The sequence below is a fragment of the Vibrio sp. Evd11 genome (genome assembly GCF_900382755.1).
GTDB classification, from domain to species: domain Bacteria; phylum Pseudomonadota; class Gammaproteobacteria; order Enterobacterales; family Vibrionaceae; genus Vibrio; species Vibrio lentus.
The window spans coordinates 109,222-123,957 of the sequence record NZ_OSDX01000004.1; the positions used below are offsets into that span (position 1 = coordinate 109,222).

Here is a 14,736-nt window from a genome sequence, read left to right on the forward strand (position 1 = left end):
TTTCAATAAAAACTAAATAGTGTTTTATTAATCAGCTTGATTATCAACTTTACAAAAGATTGCTATTCTTTACCTCAACGAAACGACACATTTAAAAACGCTCACTATGTCAGGGCTTTAATAAGGAATCTATTCCATGCAAAAAGTTATTCTGATCACAGGCTCTACCGATGGTATCGGCTTCGAAACGGCAAAAGTACTTGTTCAACAAGGCCACCACGTTTTATTGCATGGACGTAACCCAAGCAAGCTCAAAGACGTAGAGCAGCAGCTTGTGGCTATATCTGATGAAGCGAAAATTCAAAGTTACGTGGCAGACTTGTCTGTTCTGGCTGATGTGGATGCGTTGGCTGACAAAGTAATTGCTGAGCACGATAAGATTGATGTACTGATTAACAACGCAGGTGTGTTCAACACTCCTAACCCAATTACTAAAGACGGTTTAGATGTTCGTTTTGTTGTGAATACTATTTCACCATACCACCTGACTAAACGTCTGCTACCTGTGCTCGATGCATCTAGCCGAGTAGTGAACCTGTCTTCAGCGGCGCAAGCAGCAGTGAACATCGAAGCGCTAGAAGGTAAGAAACCAATGTCTGATGGCGACGCTTACGCACAAAGCAAGCTTGCGATCACTATGTGGACTCGTGAGATTGCAAAAGAGTTAGGTTCTACAGGGCCAATGGTGGTTGCGGTCAACCCAGCTTCGTTACTAGGCAGCAAGATGGTGAAAGACGCTTACGGTATTGCAGGCGGCGACCTAAGCATCGGTTCTGATATTCTGGTTCGCGCATCATTGTCTGATGAGTTCGCACAAGCGGGCGGTCAATACTTTGATAACGACAACAACACATTTGCGAACCCGCACCCAGATGCGATATACGGTGATAAGTCACAACAAGTTGTCGCTAAAATTGAAGAGATCATCAAAGCAACGCTTTCTTAGTGACAGCTATGCTCAAGTGATTTTCTGATTCCAAGAAAAAGCCCTACGTGACTAACACATAACTTAGTCACGTAGGGCTTTTTCCTTAAATCTATCTGACTCTACTTTTGTTCCCAATACGGTGGATTACCATAATATTCAGAGAAGTAGTCAATGAAGGCTCTCACCTTTGGCGCCAGTAACCTTGTGCTTGGGTACACAGCCCAAATTGCAGGCTCTGAGGTTAATGGGTAATCTTCTAATATTTGAACCAGCTGACCGCTTTTCAGTTGTTCATAGGCACACCAATTCGATGTCACCGTGATACCCATACCACCTGAAGCTGCGTCACGCAGTGCTTCCCCGTTATCTGCCCTGAACGACCCAGATGCCTTAATCGTCTTAGGCCCGCTTTCAGTATTGAAGGTCCAGTTTTCTAAACCAATTAAGCTAATACACTGATGATCATTAAGATCTCGAGGTGTAGCTGGCTTACCATATTTGATTAAGTAATCAGGCGATGCACACACAATACGTTTGTCTGTCGCAAGTTTTCGGGCAATCAGTGTCGAGTCTTTCAGCTCTGAGATACGAATCGCGATATCAAAGCCACCCTCAACAACATCCACCATCGAATCTGATAGCCTGAGATCGACTTTTAACCCAGGGTAGCGTTCTAAGAATCTAGGTAAAGCAGGAACAAGATGCAAACGTCCAAAAGACGCAGATGCGGTAACTCTCAGCGTTCCGGTTGGAGAATCACAGCCTACACCGACCGCCGACTTGGCAGCATCCACACTCGATAACACTTCTTCAGCATGAGGTAAAAATGCTTCACCCTCTTCGGTTAAAGAGACCTTACGAGTGGTTCTGTGGACCAAGCGAACGCCTAAATTGTCTTCCAGTTTACTGATGTGCGAGCTTGCAACAGCAGGAGACAAACCAAGCTCTTGCCCAGCCATGCTGATGTTATGTGTGGAAGCTAAACGAACAAACAATTTGAGGTGTTCAATATTCATGAGATTACCAATAAAATCTTAAAAATCGTGTACCAGTAATCCTCATTATGCGTCATTAACATAACAATACAACGTATTAACTCAGTTGAATTGTGAAGAAGTGATTGAGCCAAAACGAAAAAAACTCCCGAAGGAGTTTTTGTCTAAGTCTGTAATTCACCATTTAGCTAGTCAGCAAAATTACCAACTCACTAGCCAGTTAAACGAGCATGCAGTGAATCTTTAAGCTCAGAACGATCATGTTTCAATTGGTGCATCGAGCCGTCATCAATGGGTGAATCTTTCAGCTCTAGTTTACGAATCTCTTTATCAAGGTTGTCGTATGTCTTCATATCTTCTGCAAAACCATCGTCAGTTTTAGCAAGCTCAGCAATTTTGTCTTTCATTTCAGGAAATTCGTGAACAAGAGAGTGATTTTCACCTAGCATAGAAACCTCTTAAGTTGAGTAAAGTGATTGGTAGTACACATTCATTATTTACCTTAGCAAGGGACTCAAATAACAAATGAGATCCAGTACACAGCCTAGAATATAGACAGTTCAGATTCACAAATTTACAACATAAATCGGCAGGGATGCGTTGTTTTACATAGAAGAAAGCCTCACGTAATCGCAAGGCTTTGTAGAAGTGAGTTCTTTATAAGAACAGTGACAGAAATGATAATAACAGCAGCTAAAAAGTATTTTCAAAAAAGGATTAGCTGCTACAACCACCAGAATGAACTCGATTCATTTGATCATGTGAAGACGTGTCAGAGCCTGTCGATTGGCATCCTGCCACGAACAATAGCGTTACAGATAAGATAAGCCATTTCATAATTAATCCTCTTTTAGTCATGACTAAAGCATAGTGCTTAAAAGCGCGGATACCTCAGTCATTAACTAAAGCCTTACCTGCCGATAAAGCCTTAGTTAATGAACAAAGCATCGCTTCATTAGCTAACGACCAGTCTCTGTGCAAAAAACTTTCACCAAACGAACAAAAAACAGTCACAACTCTCTCTAAGCTTCACAAAAACCAGCCTTCCGATTCCTTTTGGTTATTACACAAATAACATCAAATCATTTTTAGAATCACCACCAAACCGATACATTAGTGTCATCTCCTAATGACGACCTCAAGGTAAACGATATGAAAAAGACCATTTTAGCAACACTGATTACCATCACATCAATGCAAACAATGGCAGCAATTGAAGTAACCGACGAAAACTTCGCTCGTGCAGAAAGCGACCTTTACTTCACTCAACAGTTAGAGCATCAACCGGTTAATGTTTTTGAGCATAATCGCGAAAACGTAACGGTAGAGAACCAAATGATTATCCGCTCTAACACCGACCTGCTCTATTCAACCGCGGTTGTCGATGTGTCAGAAGGCGCAACATTCAAACTGGCGGAAGGCGATGCGTACCAGATCATGCATATCTTCAATAACAATCATGATAACCACATGGCCATTTATGGTGGCGAAGAAATTTACATCGACTCAGAAATCGCAGGTTCAGACTACATCTACATACTGATGCGAACTGCAACAAGTGCTGGCGCAGATGAAGCGCATCGACTGCAAGATGCGGCGGTCACTAATGCGAAATCAGCTAAGCCTTTTGAACCTGCTTCAGATTGGGATGATGCTTCTCGAGATAACGTCCTAGTGATGAAGCGGTAGCATCAGGTGAGATGCACAGCTTCCCACAGGTCACTGCTCAATAGCTGGGAATAACGACTGAATTGCGAGTGATTAGTGTTAATTAACTGGCAATAACAGCTACTAACAATAACCTAGCCTCTCATTCGAGAGGCTTATTGCTTTTCTTTTATGATGGTTTGGGAGGTAGTGATAATTTTGCGCTTAAGCCACTGATTCATAGGGTGTATTCTCTTGTTATGAGATTCCACCAGCACGATTTTTTTGAGCTCTTCCGGTGCATAATCAGGAAAAGAGAGATAATCGAACTCTTCATTAAGATAAAGCGCAAGCTGCTTGGAACACGGTAGAATCATGTCACTTTGTTTAATGACCTCTAATAGTGTGTGCAAATACGAGCTTCTTGCTTTCACTTTAAGCTGCTCTGTCGACAAATGCTTGGCGATATAAGGCTGAATATCATTCCACCCCGGTATCACCAAACTCGCGTATTCCGCTTCATCTATCTCTTGCTGTGAAATCACTTTGCCAGCTAATGGATGGCCGGTTTTAACCAACCCGACAAAGTCATCCTCACCGATAATCTGATGGGTAAACTGCTTATTCGTGTCGATTGGAGAAAAGTTGATAGCTGCTTGTATCTCGCCATCCAACAATTTTTTCAGCGTTTGAGAGCCCCAATTAACGATATTGACTTGAGCATTCGGCGCTTCTTGAATGAGACCCAAGCATAAACGCGCACCAAGCCAGTTCGAGATAAAACCGTTAATCGCAATCGTGATGTTGCCTTGATACTCGGCAGGGTCAAAGCTTGGAGTTTCAAGAATCACGTCGTCCAAACTTTCCATGATCATTGGCAGCCGTTCACCAAGCTCTAACGCACGTGGAGTTGGCTTCAAACCGGAATGGACACGAGTAAACAACTCGTCATCAAAGTATTCTCTCAATCGCCCTAGTGCTTTGCTCACTGCGGGCTGACTCAGCGCCAATTTATTGCCAGCAATGCGAGTATTTTTGGTTTCTAGCAAAACCAGAAAAACGCGGATTAAATTGAGATCCAATTGTTTCATAGTTACCTGTCATTAAAGTTTGGTCAGGGAGATATTTAGCCGTCTGGTGATAAAAGCTAACTTAGCGAATATCTCTCTCATTATGGCTCATTTGACGATTGATTCGCTTAACGATCTTTAACTCTTTCTTACTATCTAGACAAACTAAACAATAAATCATCATAGAAAAAAACAGAACTTCAATTCCTCAAAGTTCTGCTTTAACAATCCATGACTGCTTACGCTCTGCGCTTTTTGAAAGCGTGCCAGCCGGCGCTGAAAATTGTTTTTACCACCACACCAAGTGCGCTTAGTTTGGGGTCAGAATTCTTGCCAGAGGCAATGCGCCACATCTGATGTTCATACCAAACCAGCCCAACCATCGCCACCTTGTCTAATGCGGGTTTACCTGTGGTTGGCACCGTTAGCGGTATGCCGTGGCTAGGGTTTTCAATTAACTTGTTAGGGAAATCAGGATCAACCGCCATTGTGCGCGCAATGCCAATAAAATCGGTCGCCGAGGTGTTTAATGCTTCATTCATTGCTTGCGCGGTTCGAAAACCTCCCGTGACCACCAGCGGTGTACTCACGAGTTTTCTCGCCTTAACCATGTAATCCATAAAATACGCTTCACGTTTTACTGTGCTGGACTTGATTGATTCAGCTTTGCTCTTTGAACCCATCATTGATGGACTTTCATAGGTGCCACCGGAGATCTCAATCAGGTCGATACCGTTATCACTCAATGTTTGCACAACCTGCATTGACTCTTCTTCAGTGAAGCCACCTTTCATGAAGTCGGCGCTGTTAAGCTTAATTCCGACAGGGAAATCTTCACCGACCTCTTTTCGAATCGCGCGATAAACCTCAAGCACAAAACGAAGTCTGTTTTCGAGTGAGCCACCCCATTTGTCTTGCCGTTGATTGTGTCTTGAAGACAAAAACTGACTCACGAGATAACCATGAGCACCGTGGATCTGCACACCGGTAAAACCCGCTTGTTTTGATAGCTTTGCACTCAGCGCGAACTTATCAATAATCGCGATTATTTCTTTTTCAGTCAGAGCTCGTGGCATATTGAAGCCTTTTTCTAATCCACGCTCTAAAGAGATAGCCGAAGGCGCAACCGGGCTATCACATAAGAATTTAGGAATTTGCTTACCTGGGTGATTCAGTTGCATCCATATCTGCGAACCATTCTGTGTTCCGGCACTCGCCCACTCACGAAATACGGTTAAGTCACTGTGCTCATCCAACACAACGTTTTTAGGTTCACCAAGCGCGCCTCTATCGACCATCACGTTGCCCGTCATGGATAAGCCAATTCCTCCTTGAGCCCAACGCTCATAAAGCGTGACTAAACCTTGCTTAGGATTATGGTGTTTATCACCTAGCTGTTCACTCATTGCTGATTTGAACAGGCGATTTTTGATCACTTGGCCATTAGGAAGAGAAAAAGGGTCGTTGAGGCAGATCGGATTCATGCGCGTGGTTACTTTCTTTGGTCTATATATTGCGTCCAGTATGCCCTATTTTATCCGACAGTTCTGAGCATTTAGTGCCTACTTCGAAGCAAGTTTCACTCAATAAAAAATGCCAGCGGCATAGCAGCTGGCATTAATCGGTTATAAACAAAACCTTAAACAGGCGATTTAAGTCATCACTTTAGTGGATTTTTTGACCTTAGTAAATGGTGTCGATTTCCATTTATCTGTTCTAACCTCTTCACCGGGCGTGTACATACGTAACACTGAATACCATTGATGATCGGGGATAGGTAAGAAGTTAGGATCATCTTCATGCCCTTTTACATCGCTACTCATGTAAATGGTGTAGCTGCCATCAACATTAGGCGTTAGCGTTCTGTCTCCACGGGAATGACGGTTTAAGTCATTTTTCTCCATCAATCGGCTTTCACCACTGTAGGCCGTGTATGACCAAAAACCACCCTCTTCTAGCGGTGGCGAATCGAAGGTCACCGTGTAATCATACTTACTACCATCGAGCGCACCGCCTTCACTATCGAAGAAGTCACCGCTATACATAGTGTGCTTTGCAGGCAACCCCCATTGGCCCATTAAGGTGCCGTAGGCGTGTTGAAAGCTTGGAACCTTGGTCATTTCATCGCGAGTGCCTAATACGTCACGTGAATCATCAAAGCCCGCATTAATGATTCGCTCCAGTCCGTCTTTTTGACCAGAATCGATCATACGAAGCTGCTCTTTCGTAAATGGATGATTGGCTTTGCCTAATTCAACATCTCCCAAGCCAATGTACTCGAATTGTTCAAGCAGCTTTTGGTCATGCGTCTTCATTGTTCCTTCAGACAGGATGAAATTGGTTCGCTCGACCCAATTAGAGTCTTCAGGATCGGGATACTCGCGTACGACAGAATCTGGTCCTTTCTGACCTAAGTATTCCGACAACGTCCTAATATTCCATTGATCCATTAACTTTTGAGCAGTTGCAGAATCGTCACCACCAAGGTCCATGATTCGCCCCATCATCTTGACCAGCGGATGCTCGACATAGATCACTTGGTCGACACTCGCAGGCACTTCACCTTTCCATCCTTCAACTGCATACATGAAACTGCCGCCTTTTGTGCCTCGCTGTGGAGAGCCAAAAGCCGAGTCAGTAAAGTGCTGCATATTCATGGTATGGAACAACCAATATCGATTGTCATCATGATCTGGAATCGTAATGATGACCGGCTCTGCTGCTAGGTCCATCCAACCCATCAAGTGTAACGTGTCATTGTTAATCGTCGGGTGCGCAGTGTAAGTGTCGTCAGCAAGTATTCGAATATTTTGGAATCGATTCAAAGGGTAGTCTTGCTCAACGACGGTTTTGTAAAAGTATTTGTAGGCTTCATCTATCGAGTACGCGTACTCGTAGGCAAGTTGTGCCAATAGCTGATTATCCTTTTTGAGCGACGCTAAACTCGCCATCTCAACGGCTAAAGTTTCCGTCTTGATCCCAATAGCTGCGCTCGTCGCGTCCACGGATTGGCTAGCTAGTACCGTAGACGGAAGTGCAACCATGAAAGCACAAGCCAGTGCTGTCGCAAGTCTATTTTTTTTCATCATTTAATGTCCCAACTAAAAGCAATATGTAAGGTGCGCCTGTTACAGCACACCTTGCATTAGTCGTATTTGGCGTTAGTCAGCAACCACTGATTTGTCTGCCATACCAATACCACCAGCCTTCTGTCTTGGTGGAAATGCTTCAAGAGACTTCTGATATTTCGCGGCTGCTTTGTGCAGTTTTGGTAATACCCAAGACTTCTCTTTCATCCATAAGAACCAACCTCGAGTATCAGGGCTGCGCTCGTAAGGATCAGCCTTGATGTTAATCAGCATCCCTAGAGGCCACTCTTCAGGAGGCGCAATCCACTCCGTTTTGGTTTTTAGGTGCACTTTCCAGTCATCTACTCGGAACGCATTCAAATCTTGTTCGTTGTAGAAGAAGAACTCATGACGTTGACTCGGTTCACCTTTGGTCAACATGTCCAGTTGGTTATAACCATCCAAATGAACTTGATAGCGGTCGCCGTTTAACTCTTTTCCTTCAAGTAATTCTTGCTTAATGTCGCCTTCACCCACGGCAGCCATGATGGTTGGCACCCAGTCTTCAGATGTCATGAAGCCATCCGTGTATTCACCTTGAGGGATTTTATCTGGCCAGCTGACCAACATTGGTACACGGAAACCACCATCCCATGTTGTACCCTTTTGTCCTCTGAATGACGCAGAACCGGAATCAGGCCAATGATCAAGGTTTACGCCATTGTCAGATGTGAAGAGAATGATGGTGTTATCGATTTCGCCTAAATCTTCAAGCTTGTCGAGCAACACGCCGATCTGATCATCAAGTTCGATCAAGCCATCGTAGTAGGTGTTGATTTGGCTCGCGCCTCGATACTCCGGACGAACGTGCGTTTTTTGGTGCATGCGCGTTGGGTTGTACCACATGAAGTAAGGTTGTTCGTCTTTCTCCGCTTCATGTCTATCAAGCCAATTTGTAGCAAACTCCAAAAATTCGCCATCAACGGTTTGCATGCGTTTGGCGCCTAAAGGACCTTTATCTTCAATCGTTTGCTTTCCAACCACACCAAACCTTGGGTCTTCTTGCATGTCCACACTCTCGGTAGCGATGGTGTGAAGAACATTACGAGGGCGACCTCTGAAGTTAGGGTCTGTTGGGAATTCCGGCTGTTCAGGCATCTCCATAACGTTGAGGTGGTAAAGGAAACCGAAGAATTCATCAAAGCCGTGCACCGTTGGTAAGTGACTGTTGTTATCGCCTAAATGACTTTTACCGACATGCACGGTCGCATAGCCTTTGTCTTTCAGCATTTCGGCTAGGGTTGGATCTTCTTTTTGAAGGCCAAGGGAAGAGCCCGGCTGGCCGACCGACGTTAAGCCGGTGCGAAATGGATACTGACCCGTGATAAAGGCGGAGCGCCCCGCGGTAGAACTGCCTTGTGCGTAGTAATCACTGACCATCATGCCGCGATCTGCGATTCGGTCAATATTCGGTGTGTCCACTGCCCCTATGCCACGGTGGTAAGCTGACAGATCAGTGGGACTCACATCATCGAGCATGATAGCAACCACATTGGGTTGACTCGCGGCATGTACATTGACGCTCGCCAGCACCGAGAGTGCCAAAGCGGATTTAACAAAAGACTTATACATTTATAACCCTCATTCACTATGAGTAAATCGCTGAAGTCACAACGAAGATTGTGAATGTCTCAGCGAACCATTGTTGAGGTAAATGGTATAAGAAAGAGGTCCAAAATGGCTTGATAGCCACTATTACGATTCTTAATAGTGGCAGTGATAAAGGGGCGTTATTTAGAAAGAATAGTAGCGTGAAACTAGGATTGAATAATCGACGTAATTTCTTTTTGAAGCCAATCAGTGAACGGGTTATTACGGTTTGCTTGATGAGTAAACAGTGCCAATTCTCGACGATAGGTGTCTTTCAACAGTTCCGGCGGTAGCTCAATACAACGATAAAAGTGATCAAGCAAATAGCGGCATTTCGACGATGTCACATAGATGAAGTCGCTGTCCTTAACGATCTCTAGCATCAAATTCATATTATTGCTTCTGAGCCCGATGTGTTTATCTAAGTCGTATTTTTTGATCAACATTTCCGTCTTGGATGGCTGAATGTAACCAGGGATCATATTGATACAGAGTGGGTATTTCAGAATGTCCTCAAGGGAATTACCTTGAATTGGGTGATCAGCTCTTAGCACCAACATGAACTTATCAAAGCCAACCGGTCGCTCAGTCAGAGTTTTATTGACGTCCATAGGAAGATAACTCACTCCCCAACACATGCGGTTGGTCTCTAGGGATTGGACGCCATTATCTAACCAAGGTGAACATTGAAACGTCACTTGTGGCGCTTCTTTGGTCAGCTTTTTGATTAACGGCACACCCACTGGGATCAACAATGGGGAAGGCAACATGATTTGAACCTCCCCTCTTAAATCTTCCAAGCCCCACTCATCATTGGGTATGTAAAGGTTGTCTAGCTGCTCTAATAGCAGAGGCAAGGTTTCGATAAGCTTTAAGCATTTTGGGGTGGGTTCAAGCCTTGCTTTATCTCGAACAAACAATTCATCATCAAATTGTTCTCTGAGCTTACGAAGCATGACACTGATCGTCGGCTGACTTACGTTTAAGGCTTTTGCTGCGCTTACCGTTTGGCGAGTTTCATTGAGCACCAAAATAAGCCGCAGTAAGTTTAGATCTCTGGTCATGCCCGACTCCAAGTTATTTAGAAAAGTGGGAAGTACGCTGGCGAATACCCTTTTTTCATCGCTTCTACCATTGGCAATAATTTGGGTAATGCGTGACGAAAAAACATCTCATACCCTTGGCACAAATGATTCATCGCGCTGCCATCTTCGGTTGTTGCTATTCTATTCTTAGGGCAGCCACCTTGGCAAAGCTCAACAAAATCACAACCTCGACAAGTGCTGTTCAGTTCATGATATTTGTTGGTGCCAAACGCTATTTGTTCAGGTGAACTCGCCATGGTTGCAAGCTTATCACTATTCACAGTACCCAGTTGATGATCTTGGTACCCATAATGGTCACAACTGTAAACATTGCCGTCATGCTCAACCATTAATTGCTGTCCACAAGTCGCGCTGTGATGGCACATTTGGCTTTGGTAGCCCATCAACACCATTAAACAATTTTCAAAAAACTGGATATACACTTTACCGACATCATTGGCGCTCCAAGCATCAAACAAATCACAAAGAAACTGTCCCCATTGCTCACCAGTTAGCGACCAGTCGTGCCCTGTTCGCCTGTCCAATTCATGATCGATACAAGGCTGAAATTGCATATAACCACTGCCATTTTCAACCAAAAATTGATAGATCGTTTTGCCGTGTTTGTAGGTTTTATTATTCACGACCGTTAACGTATTAAACTCAACGTTGTGCTTTTTTAGATAAGACATCCCACGCATTGTGCGTTCAAAAGACGACTGACCATTTTTGTCGATCCGAGCGATGTCATTCAGAATGTTGGGGCCATCGATACTGATACCCATCATGAAATTGTGTTTAGCAAAGAAGCTCGCCCAGCGATCGTTAATCATGGTTCCATTGGTCTGCATCGTATTTACGACACGCTTTTCCGTCGCTTTGCTTGCCTGTGCTTTCATTGCCGTTTCATAGAAATCGAGCCCTCTTAACATGGGCTCGCCACCATGCCAGATAAAGTCCACTTGCTGAGCTTTCATTGGCTGCGCGTCGATATGAGCACCGACAATTTGCTCCATCATGTCCAGAGACATCGAAGACCTTTTGTCGCCATCTTGTCTATTGAGGTAATAGCAGTAGCTACAATCCAGATTGCACTGAGCCCCTTCGGCTTTAATGAATAAGCTAAAAGGATGAGTTGATGTGTTCATATTGATTCCCGTACTTTTTTGTCAACATATCAACCGCAAATCAATCAAACAATAGCGCCTCAGTCGCCCTATTAACACACGCTATCCAAGCGCCTTTCCACTTCAAAAAAACATCAAACAAAGCAATGAGTTAAATAACAAAAATAGCGTATTAACATCCTTAATATCGGCTATTACACTCCTTAATCTCACTTACTCATATGATAAATGCCTAACTCTGTTTCTACGATCTAAGGTGTTCCATGAGAAAGCTGCTCTATAAGAAAAGTGTACTGACCAGTTTAGTGTGTTCTTTGTCCAGTATTATCGCGATGCCATCCCTTGCCCAACAATCTATTAATCCTGAAGAAGAGCTCGCTTACAACTTAGGTGTTCAAGCGTTTATCTACGGTACGGGTCCATTAACCGTGGCGGCGGTTAGGCAAACAACCACATCGGTTGACGCGCCGATGGACAACGCCATGGCACCATTGAATGAGATGGGTAAGACACGTGTTCTATCTGGGCCTCAGGATAGAATTGTGCCTACTGTCAACAACGATACGCTCTACTCACAAGCTCACTACGATCTCGATTTGTCAGGCCCGATGGTGATAGATATTCCTCGCACCGATAACCGTTACTACATTGTTCAGTTATTGGATGCTTACTCAGATTCGATTGAAGATCTGCACGTGAAGAATGTCGGCGACCAAGGTTCCAAAGTGCTGTTGGTCAACAAAGGGTGGGCTGGCGAAGTGCCAGAGGGAATTGATCGTGTCGTAGAGTCTCGCACTCCTATGGTTTGGTTAATTCAACGAACGGGCGTGTTTGGCGAGCAAGATCTCGATGACGCACTGGTTGTTCACGATAAATTTCTCAGCTACCCAGTCGATCAACTCGGCGCAGAGCATGACATCGTAGAACTCAAAGCTTCGACAGGTCGTATCCCACCCATGGCGAGACCTGAAGGATTAGAGTGGTATTCGCTAATTGACCGTGAGCTACGTAAAAACCCGATTCCAGAAGATGCTGCCATCGTTGATCAATTCCAACAAATTGGTATTGGAGGATCGACCCCCTTTAACCCGGAAGCGCTAACTTCAGCACAGAAAAAAGGGCTAATGCGCGCGATTGACTCTTCGCAACAGATCATTCAATACGCAGGTCGAAGCATCGGTGATGTCAATAATGGCTGGTCGATGATGTACGAGGGAGGCCGTTACGGGAATGATTACCTGAGCCGAGCGAGCATCAACATGCGTGCGGCTGGTTTGAATGTGCCAGAGCGAGCTCTTTATCCAAATCGATACACGGACTCGAATGGCGAGCAACTGTCGGGCGACAATCAATATCGAATGACCATGCCAGCCGATGCACCGGCAGAGGCCTTTTGGTCGTTGACCATGTATGACGCTAAAAACCTGTTCATGGTTGAGAACTTCATTCAACGCTACTCCATTTCAACCAATCGTAAAGATGAGCTGAAATACGCAGAAGACGGCACCTTGCCAATATGCATTCAATACGTAAAACCGTCCGATCCAACGTGTAACTGGCTACCAGCACCTCAGGATGACTTCTATCTTCACATGCGCCTGTATGAGCCAACTCAAGCCGTTCTCGACAATGAATATCCACTGCCACAAGTTGAAAAGCTCTAGCCCCAATTAAGTTAATTACGTCGATTAATCCAACTAAGGCAATTAAGTCGATCAAGTCAATTGCCACGGCGTTCTTAGTGTTCGCTCGTGGCAATTCGTTCTATCCCTAAATACATGACTCAAACTGCTAGCAACATAACTCATACACTGAAAATGAGGTTCTATTCTTGAAAACACCTTTCATCACACTGTCTCTGTTAGTAACAGGGATAGTCAGCTCTCGCGCACACGCGGGTGGATTAAACCTATCTCAGATTGCGACAACCAAAAGCGTTGGCACAGCCGGCGCAGGAAACGTAACCGCGAACGATACATCCGCCGTGATCACCAATGCTGCGGGGTTATCGGCTATTGAAGAAAGCGCTTGGATTCTCGGCGTTCAATACCTCGATGTTGAAACCACTTTTGTCCGTGACGATAACTCGGCTTCGACCACAGGAAGCAGCGCCGATGTTCTCCCTCATTTGTCTTACGCATCAAGGCTCAATGACCAATGGGTCGTCGGCGCAGCATTGCACGCAGCTGGCGGCACTGGCGTTGAATACTCACACGGCGTTGGCGCACACCCTGCTTTATTGATCAAAGAAAATAGCATTTCGGCACTCAACTTAACGTCGTCATTGTCATATCTGGTCAATGAACAACTGTCTCTTGGTGGTTCTTTGATATTGCAGCACGCAGCGCTTGAAACTCAAGCATTGAATGGTCTTGAGCTTCAAGGAGATGGCCTCGACCTAGGGTTCGGCCTGAGTCTCAATCACCACATCAGTGACAACACACAATTGGGTGTCAGTTATCAGGGCCAATTTGATCACGACCTTTCCCTTGATAACGCCAACGCTTTTGGAATTAGCTCTGAACTAACATGGGTTCGAAGCTTAAACTTAGGGTTGAAGCATTCATTAAATGAAGACTTAAACCTTCTACTCAGCTCCAACATGGAGACATGGCAAGATTATGATGACAAATACTCAACCACCTATTCTCTTGGGGTTGGTGTGGAATACGCATATGAGGATTGGTTGCTGTACAGCGGACTGAGCGGTGACACGAGCCCTGTAAGCAGTCAAAACAGAGATGTGTTACTCCCGCTCGATAAACAGTGGCGTATCGGATTCGGCGCTGAGAAGAAGATATCCAACGACTTACATCTAGGATTGAGCTACCAATACCAAGATTTAGGCCATGGTGAAATTAATGCTGACTCAGGACTATTTCAGCCTTCTGGCAGCTATTCGACCAACAGAGTTCACTTCATCACTTTGTCTCTTCGCCATTAAAGCGAGCTCTTGAGCGTTATTCACTTCTAGCTTCTAGCTTCTAGCTTCTAGCTTCTAGCTTCTAGCTTCTAGCTTCTAGCTTCTAGCAGGAAACAGTACAAAAAAGGATTGGCTGTGACAGCAATCCTTTTAAATTCATGAATATCATTCTGCCAACCAGAAAGGCTCTAACGCCCTTTACGCTCATGGTAATTGTCGTTATTGTGATTCTCTACGCCATCA

General features: G+C 44.7%; 11 protein-coding genes and 1 pseudogene. 4 read left to right on the forward strand and 8 right to left on the reverse strand.

Annotated elements, in window-relative coordinates; genetic code table 11:
• Positions 1-136: 136 nt before the first annotated feature.
• A complete protein-coding gene (locus ED652_RS02735; RefSeq protein ID WP_122053429.1) occupies positions 137-946 on the forward strand; it encodes an SDR family NAD(P)-dependent oxidoreductase in 810 nt (269 codons plus the stop codon).
• Positions 947-1,047: 101 nt separating this feature from the next.
• Here ED652_RS02735 and ED652_RS02740 read toward each other — a convergent pair whose 3' ends face one another.
• Together ED652_RS02740 and ED652_RS02745 are read right to left on the reverse strand one after the other, a co-directional pair.
• A complete protein-coding gene (locus ED652_RS02740; protein ID WP_122053430.1) occupies positions 1,048-1,944 on the reverse strand; it encodes a LysR family transcriptional regulator in 897 nt (298 codons plus the stop codon).
• Between the two features lie 191 nt (positions 1,945-2,135).
• Entirely contained in the window at positions 2,136-2,372 is a 237-nt protein-coding gene (locus tag ED652_RS02745) for a YdcH family protein (RefSeq protein WP_065606862.1), read from the reverse strand.
• A 667-nt stretch (positions 2,373-3,039) separates the two neighbouring features.
• On the opposite strand from ED652_RS02745, the pseudogene ED652_RS02750 reads away from it, so the two are divergent.
• Positions 3,040-3,594, forward strand: a pseudogene (locus ED652_RS02750) (DUF1254 domain-containing protein); the annotation flags it as partial.
• A 152-nt stretch (positions 3,595-3,746) separates the two neighbouring features.
• Here ED652_RS02750 and ED652_RS02755 read toward each other — a convergent pair.
• The 6 genes from ED652_RS02755 to ED652_RS02780 all read right to left on the reverse strand — a co-directional run bounded on the left by ED652_RS02755 (position 3,747) and on the right by ED652_RS02780 (position 11,591).
• Entirely contained in the window at positions 3,747-4,661 is a 915-nt protein-coding gene (locus ED652_RS02755) for a LysR family transcriptional regulator (RefSeq protein WP_122053431.1), read from the reverse strand.
• Positions 4,662-4,879: 218 nt separating this feature from the next.
• Positions 4,880-6,124: an NADH:flavin oxidoreductase/NADH oxidase family protein gene (locus ED652_RS02760; RefSeq protein ID WP_122053432.1), complete on the reverse strand. Its 1,245-nt coding sequence runs from the start codon at positions 6,122-6,124 to the stop codon at positions 4,880-4,882.
• A gap of 168 nt (positions 6,125-6,292) precedes the next feature.
• Positions 6,293-7,729 carry a DUF1254 domain-containing protein gene (locus ED652_RS02765; RefSeq protein ID WP_122053433.1) on the reverse strand — a complete coding sequence of 479 codons (1,437 nt, stop codon included), beginning with the start codon at positions 7,727-7,729 and terminating at the stop codon, positions 6,293-6,295.
• A gap of 72 nt (positions 7,730-7,801) precedes the next feature.
• The gene (locus ED652_RS02770) at positions 7,802-9,340 is read right to left on the reverse strand and encodes a sulfatase-like hydrolase/transferase (RefSeq protein ID WP_122053434.1); all 1,539 of its coding nucleotides are present in this window, start codon (positions 9,338-9,340) and stop codon (positions 7,802-7,804) included.
• Positions 9,341-9,525: 185 nt separating this feature from the next.
• Positions 9,526-10,422, reverse strand: a complete 897-nt coding sequence (locus tag ED652_RS02775) for a LysR family transcriptional regulator (protein ID WP_122053435.1) — start codon at positions 10,420-10,422, stop codon at positions 9,526-9,528.
• Positions 10,423-10,439: 17 nt separating this feature from the next.
• Positions 10,440-11,591, reverse strand: coding sequence for an anaerobic sulfatase maturase (locus tag ED652_RS02780; RefSeq protein ID WP_122053436.1), 1,152 nt, complete (start codon positions 11,589-11,591; stop codon positions 10,440-10,442).
• A gap of 242 nt (positions 11,592-11,833) precedes the next feature.
• Between ED652_RS02780 and ED652_RS02785 the strand changes: the two genes are divergently transcribed.
• Positions 11,834-13,234, forward strand: a complete 1,401-nt coding sequence (locus ED652_RS02785; RefSeq protein WP_122053437.1) for a DUF1254 domain-containing protein — start codon at positions 11,834-11,836, stop codon at positions 13,232-13,234.
• A gap of 167 nt (positions 13,235-13,401) precedes the next feature.
• Positions 13,402-14,514: an OmpP1/FadL family transporter gene (locus tag ED652_RS02790; RefSeq protein ID WP_122053438.1), complete on the forward strand. Its 1,113-nt coding sequence runs from the start codon at positions 13,402-13,404 to the stop codon at positions 14,512-14,514.
• Positions 14,515-14,736 lie beyond the last annotated feature (222 nt).

Coding starts and splice junctions, on each gene's coding strand:
- ED652_RS02775 (WP_122053435.1), bottom strand. CDS start 10,422: ATGACCAGAGATCTAAACTTACTGCGGCTTATTTTGGTGCTCAATGAA.
- ED652_RS02740 (WP_122053430.1), bottom strand. CDS start 1,944: ATGAATATTGAACACCTCAAATTGTTTGTTCGTTTAGCTTCCACACAT.
- ED652_RS02755 (WP_122053431.1), bottom strand. CDS start 4,661: ATGAAACAATTGGATCTCAATTTAATCCGCGTTTTTCTGGTTTTGCTA.
- ED652_RS02760 (WP_122053432.1), bottom strand. CDS start 6,124: ATGAATCCGATCTGCCTCAACGACCCTTTTTCTCTTCCTAATGGCCAA.
- ED652_RS02735 (WP_122053429.1), top strand. CDS start 137: ATGCAAAAAGTTATTCTGATCACAGGCTCTACCGATGGTATCGGCTTC.
- ED652_RS02770 (WP_122053434.1), bottom strand. CDS start 9,340: ATGTATAAGTCTTTTGTTAAATCCGCTTTGGCACTCTCGGTGCTGGCG.
- ED652_RS02745 (WP_065606862.1), bottom strand. CDS start 2,372: ATGCTAGGTGAAAATCACTCTCTTGTTCACGAATTTCCTGAAATGAAA.
- ED652_RS02780 (WP_122053436.1), bottom strand. CDS start 11,591: ATGAACACATCAACTCATCCTTTTAGCTTATTCATTAAAGCCGAAGGG.
- ED652_RS02785 (WP_122053437.1), top strand. CDS start 11,834: ATGAGAAAGCTGCTCTATAAGAAAAGTGTACTGACCAGTTTAGTGTGT.
- ED652_RS02765 (WP_122053433.1), bottom strand. CDS start 7,729: ATGATGAAAAAAAATAGACTTGCGACAGCACTGGCTTGTGCTTTCATG.